Origin of the sequence: Micromonospora palythoicola, assembly GCF_036689795.1 — a bacterium.
GTDB lineage: Bacteria > Actinomycetota > Actinomycetes > Mycobacteriales > Micromonosporaceae > Micromonospora > Micromonospora palythoicola.
This window is the reverse complement of sequence record NZ_JBAGKI010000123.1, coordinates 1-6,076: the sequence shown is the minus strand read 5'-3', so window position 1 is coordinate 6,076 and position 6,076 is coordinate 1. Positions and strand designations below refer to the sequence as shown.

Annotated in this window: 3 protein-coding genes; 1 reads left to right on the top strand and 2 read right to left on the bottom strand. The window is 73.2% G+C overall.

Annotated elements, in window-relative coordinates; all coding sequences use genetic code 11:
* Nucleotides 1-209 precede the first annotated feature (209 nt).
* Both V5O40_RS27660 and V5O40_RS27655 read right to left on the bottom strand, forming a co-directional pair.
* Entirely contained in the window at nt 210-1,391 is a 1,182-nt protein-coding gene (locus tag V5O40_RS27660) for a phosphotransferase (RefSeq protein ID WP_332908174.1), read from the bottom strand.
* 157 nt (nt 1,392-1,548) lie between these two features.
* Nucleotides 1,549-3,576, bottom strand: a complete 2,028-nt coding sequence (locus tag V5O40_RS27655; protein ID WP_332908173.1) for a beta-galactosidase — start codon at nt 3,574-3,576, stop codon at nt 1,549-1,551.
* 161 nt (nt 3,577-3,737) lie between these two features.
* Here V5O40_RS27655 and V5O40_RS27650 point away from each other — a divergent pair.
* A partial coding sequence (locus tag V5O40_RS27650; RefSeq protein ID WP_332908172.1) for a TIM-barrel domain-containing protein occupies nt 3,738-6,076 on the top strand: 2,339 nt, incomplete at its 3' end.

Here is a 6,076-nt window from a genome sequence, read left to right as displayed (position 1 = left end):
GTGCTCCCCGCCGGCGGCATCGCCGGTTACCTCAGCCGACGGCCACGGGGGCTGCGGTTACAGCGGAGGCTGCGGGGAACGGTGCTGGCGGCGTTGGCGGTGCGGATCGCCGCCGACCGTTCCCGCGCCGCCGTCGCCACCGGCTGAGCCCGCCGTCCGCACCGCCATCGACCGCAGCCGTGGACCGGGCTGAGCTGCCCGGTCCACGGTCAGCGGCGTACCGCCCCGGTGGCCACGTCCAGCAGCTGTTCCAGGACCGCGCGGGTGGGCAGGTGCGTCAGGAGGTGCGCGACACTGCGGTCGGCGTACCGCCGCTCCTCGTCGTCGGCTGCCTCCAGGGCGGCGTCCACCTGCCCGAAGACGTAGTTGGCGAGGCTGGTGACCGCGCCACGGAACGCGGCCAGGTCCAGCGGCGGCAGGGTGCCCGCCGTGGCGCGGTACCCGTCGAGCAACGCGCGTGCGCCGGCCACGTTGACCGACCCACCGGGGACCACGGCCCAGTCCAGCAGCGCGTTGGCCAGCTCCCAACTCGGCGGTTGACCGCCGGCATGTTCCCAGCCGACGACGACGAGGCGGCCGTCGGCGGCCAGCCGGGTGCTCGCCGGACCGAGGGTGTTGTGGCACAGCACAGGTTCCGGCGTCCCGGTGTCCCGCCCGATGCCGTCGAGGTCCGTCAGGGTGCCGACCGCGGCGCCGAGCGCCGCGGCCCAGCTGGCCTGGCGAGCCGCGGCGACGGTGGCGAGTTCGGGCCAGCTCCCGGTGGCCAACCGGGTGCCGTGCCACGGGCTGACCCGATCGACCGGCAGGCGCAGCCCGTGGATCGTGGCGAGGGCACCGCCGAGGGCGCGGGTGACCGACGAGCGGGCCGGGGCGAGCAGCGGTGGCCCGGAACGCAGCCCCTCGTAGACCCGCCAGCGGTGTCCGCCGATCGTCTCCACGATCCGGCCCGCACGGCTGCGCACGGGCGCGGGCAGCAGGATGCCGGCCGTAGCGGCGGCCTGCTGCAACGCCACGTCGGCCTCGGCGTCGACGATGGGCCGCCAGGTGTCCATCGTCCGCACCGCCCAGCGGCCCCGGTCCGTCACCAGCGACCAGCGACGCCCCATGTCGTCGGCACGGGCAACGGTGCGCATCTCACCGACGACGTCACCGAGGCCGTAGCTGTCGGCGATCGCGTGGGCCAGGGATGCCTCGGCGGTCTCGGCCCGGCCGCGCATCCGGATGACCTCGGTCTTCAGCGCTGCCCAGGTGGGAAAGCCGTACTGCTCGGCCAGCCGCGCCTGAGCGGTGGTCAGCGTCGCGGCCGGGTCGATGTCGCGCAGGCCGGCGAGCAGGTTCTTAGCCTGTTGACGCAGGTGGTCGAGGCTGGGGTTGTCGGGCAGGTCCTTCACGGGGCACCTCACTCCTCGCCCGGACTCGCACGGGCGGAACTGAGCTTCGGTGTCCGTCGCTCGACAGGTGGTGTGAGGGGGTGGCTTCGAGCCTACCGGCGAGTCTCGGCGCGTTCCCGACGCGCAGCTGCGAGGTTAGCCAGTCGGTGCCGACGGATCAACCCCGGTGCTCGCGGAGCACCGCGACACCGCCGGGTGCCAGGGTGACCGCCCGGTCGACCGGTGTCGCCGTCAGCAGTTCCACTCCGCGTGCCGGCACGCGCTGCTCGTGACCGCTGTGGTTGAGCAGGAACAGCCAGCTCGCCTCGCCGTCGCGGCGGCGTACCGCCTCGACCCCCTCGGGGGCGTCCGGGCAGACAGTGGTGACGCCGGCCGCCCGAGCGACGGTGCCGAGCAGCCGCCGGTAGGTGGTGTCGTCGAGGCGGGTGGACACGTACCAGGCGGTGCCGGCGCCGGTCCGGTGCCGGGTGACGGCGGGCATCGCGTCGAGTACGCCCCCGGCATAGGAGACGACGGTGTCGGCACCGGTCAGGCGCAGCGTCTCGGCCCAGATCCGCCCGGTGCCGCCGCCGTCGAGCAGGACGTGCTCGTCGGCGGCGAGGGGGTGGAACTCCTCGGCGTACACGCCCAGCAGGTCCCGGAGCGCGCCCGGGTAGCCGCCGAGGCGTACCCGGGCGTGTTCGTCGGCGACGCCGCTGAGGTAGGTGACCAGCAGATGCCCGCCAGCATGGAGGTAGTCGTGCAGCCAGTCGGCGGTGGCGTCGTCGATCAGGTAGACGGCGGGTAGGACGAGCAGCCGGTGACCGTCGAGCGGATCGCCCGGGGTGACGGTGTCGCAGGCGTACCCGCTGCGCCACAGTGCGCGGTGCACGGCGGCGAGTTCGTCGTGGTGGTCCGGCAGGGTCGACGGCAGGCCCGGGTGGCGCAACGCCCAGCCGCTCGCCGCGTCGACCACGAGCGCCACGGCCGCCTCGACGCGGCCACGAACCTCGCCGAGCTGCCGCAGCGCGACGCCGAGGGCGACGGTCTCCCGGAACACCCGACTGTCCGGGCCGGCGTGCGGCACCAGGGCGGAGTGGAAGCGCTCGGCGCCGCCGACCGGTGCCCGCCACTGGAAGAACATCGCGCCGTGGGAGCCGCGGGCCACGTGGGCGAGGCTGTGCCGCAGCATCCGCCCCGGTTCCTTGGTGTGCATCCGTCCGGCGGTGTGGATCTGGTTGGGTGCGCTCTCCATCAGCAGCCACGCCGCCGCACCGTCGGCCGGCGATGGGCCGGGGTGCCGGCGGGCGGCGGCGTGTCGGGCCCAACCACGGGCCAGGTCGGCGACCAGCGCGGTCTGCTCCTCGGCGCCGCCGTCGACCGCGGACGGGTAGTGGTCGACCGCTACCAGGTCGACCTCGGTGGCCCAGCGGGCGTGGTCGACCGGCACCCAGTCCCCGAGCACGTAGTTGGTGGTGATGGTGAGCGCCGGGTTCGCCGCCCGCAGCAGGTCACGTTGCTCGGTGTACGCGGCGAGCAGGGTGTCCGACCAGAAGCGGCGGAAGTCGAGCAACTGGCCGGGGTTGGCCAGGTACTGGGTGGCCCGGGGGGTGCTGATCTGCGCCCAGTCGGAGTAGTGCTGGCTCCAGAAGCTGGTGACCCAGGCGTCGTTGAGGGCGGCCAGCTCACCGTGGCGGGTGGCCAGCCAGTGCCGGAAGGCCCGGGCGGTGTGCTCGCAGTGGCAGATGGTGCCGTACTCGTTGTGCACGTGCCAGCCGGCCAGCGCCGGGTGGTGGGCGTACCGGTCGGCCAGGGCGGCGGTGATCCGCAGCGCGGCCTCACGGTACGCGGGGGTGGCGGCGCAGTAGGTGTCCCGGCTGCCGTGGTGCAGCCGGACCCCCTCGGCGGTGACGGGCAGCGCGCCCGGGTGGGCCAGGGAGAACCAGGGTGGTGGCGAGGCGGTGGGGGTGGCCAGGGCGACCCGTACGCCGGCGGCGTGCAGCAGGTCGAGCACCTGGTCGAGCCAGCCGAAGGTGTACCGGCCGGGTGCCGGTTCGAGCCGGGACCAGGCGAACACCCCCACGGTGACGAGATTGACCCCGGCCTGGCGCATCAACGCGACGTCCTCGGACCAGACCTGCGCCGGCCACTGCTCGGGGTTGTAGTCGCCGCCGTGGCAGAGCGGGCCGTCGGTCCACATCACCATCACCAGTCCGCCGGTTTAGTTGGGGATGCGTCCAAACTATGGATCACCCAGACCCATGTCAACAGCCCATCACCCGCTCATATCTACGATCGTCGTTGACAGTTCGTTGGATAGTTAAAGAAACTGTCGGTACCGCCGCGACCCGCCGCTGAGGAGAGCTGATGCCGTACCGACCGCCGTTGGTGCCCTACGAGACCTTCGTCGCCGACCCACCCGACCTGCCGGTGCGCACCCCCGGCGAGGGTGGCCCGGCCGTGGTGAGCCGGGCCGAGGTCGCCGGCACCGACGCACACGGCGCCACCGTCAAGGCGGTGCTGGCCGACGGGATGACCGCGGTGGTGCGCGTCGACGCGGCCGGCGACGGCGTGATCCGGGTACGGCTGGCCGAGGATCCGCAGGCCCGCAGCCGGTCGGCCCGACTGATGCCGCTGGTGCACCCCCGTACCCACCCGGCCACCGTCACCGTCGACGACCGGCACCTGCGGATCGACGCCGGCGCGCTGGTCGCCGAGATCCGGCTCGACCCGTGGCACATCCGGTTCCTGCGTCCCGACGGCTCGCTGCTGCTGGAGCAGGATCCGGGCACGGTCGACATCAGTGGCCGGCAACGCACGCTCCCGTTCGGCCACTCCACCACCGACGGCGTCCGGGTCGCCTGGCACGAGAGTTTCGTCGCGCCCGGCGACGAGCGGTTCGTCGGCTTCGGTGAGAAGTTCACCCCGCTGGACAAGCGCGGCCAGCGGGCTCTGATGTGGAACTTCGACGCCTTCGGCAGCGAGTCCGACCGGGCACACAAGAACGTGCCGTTCTACCTGTCCAACCGGGGCTACGGGGTACTGGTCGACAGCGGGCTGCCGGTGCAGTTCGACGTCTGCCAGTCCACCCACAGCGCGGTGCAGATCCTGGTCCCCGACGACCTGCTCGACTACTACGTGCTGGCCGGGCCGGCCCCGGCCGAGGTGTTGGACCGGCTGCGACAGTTGACCGGGCAGCCGTACCTGCCGCCGCGCTGGGCCTTCGGCACCTGGGTCTCCTCGGGCTTCTACCCGGACAGCCAGGAGCGGGTGCTGCAGCGGGCCCGGCGTCTGCGCGAGGGCGACATCCCCTGCGACGTGCTGCACCTGGACTGCTACTGGCAGGTCGCCGGCAACTGGTCGGACCTGCGCTGGGACACCGAGGCGTTTCCCGACCCGGCCGGCATGCTGCGGACCCTGTCCGAGCAGGGCTTCCGGGTCTGCCTGTGGATGAATCCGTATCTGATGACGGCCAGTCCGCTCTACGCCGAGGCCGACGCGGCGGGCTACTTCCTGCGGCGACCCGACGGCAGCACGTACGTCGCCGACGTGTGGCACGGCAGCTACCCGGCCTCGGCCATCGTGGACCTGACCAACCCGGCGGCGGTCGACTGGTTCACCGGGCTGCTGCGGCCGCTGCTGCGACAGGGCGTGGCGGTGTTCAAGACCGACTTCGCCGAGGGGGTGCCCGCCGACGCGGTGGCCCACAACGGGATGAGCGGCGTCGAGCTGCACAACGTGTACTCCCTGCTGTTCAACGACGTGGTCGCCGGCGTCACCGAGGAGGTGGCCGGCCACCGGGCGGTGTGGGCGCGCTCGTCGTACCTGGGCGGGCAACGGCACAGCGCGCAATGGAGCGGCGACGTCAACGCCACCTGGCCGGCCCTGGCCAGCACCCTGCGTGGGGGCCTGTCGCACGGCCTGTCGGGGGTGCCGTTCTGGAGCCACGACACCGGCGGCTTCCACGGCACCCCGGAACCCGACCTGTACGTACGCTGGTCGCAGTTCGGCGCGCTGTCACCGCTGGTCCGGCTGCACGGCACCACCAGCCGACTGCCGTGGGAGTTCCCGGCCGAGGCGGAACAACTCGCGGTGGCCGCGCTGCGGCTGCGCTACCGGCTGATGCCGTACCTGTGGTCGGCGGCGGCACAGGCGGCCCGCACCGGCGTACCGATGATGCGGGCCCTGCTTGTCGACACCCCGCAGGACCCGACGGCCTGGACGACCGACCTGCAGTACCGGCTCGGCACGGACCTGCTGGTCGCACCGGTCACCGACACCTCCGGGGTGCGCGACGTGTACCTGCCCGTCGACGACGACTGGTTCGACGCCGGCACCGGCGAACTGCATCCGGGGGGCCGGCACCTTCGGGTGCGGGTGCCGCTGTCCCGGATGCCGCTGTACGTGCGCCGGGGCGCGCTGCTGCCGCTGGTCACGCCGGGGGCCACCGTCGGCGACGGACCCTTCCGGGAGGTCACCCTGGTCTGCTGGGGAGCGGTGGACGGGCGCGCCGTCGTGCACGACGTGGACGGGGACACGATCATCGAGGCGGTCCGCGACGGCGACGAGTTGCGGATCGAGACCCGGGGGCCGCTGCTGGTGGGGCAGTTGGCGCTCGCGGGGGTCGGCGACGCCGACCGACCGGCCCGGTCACTGCTCAACGGTGCGACGGTGACCGTCGCGCCCTTCGCGGGGCTCTTCCCGAC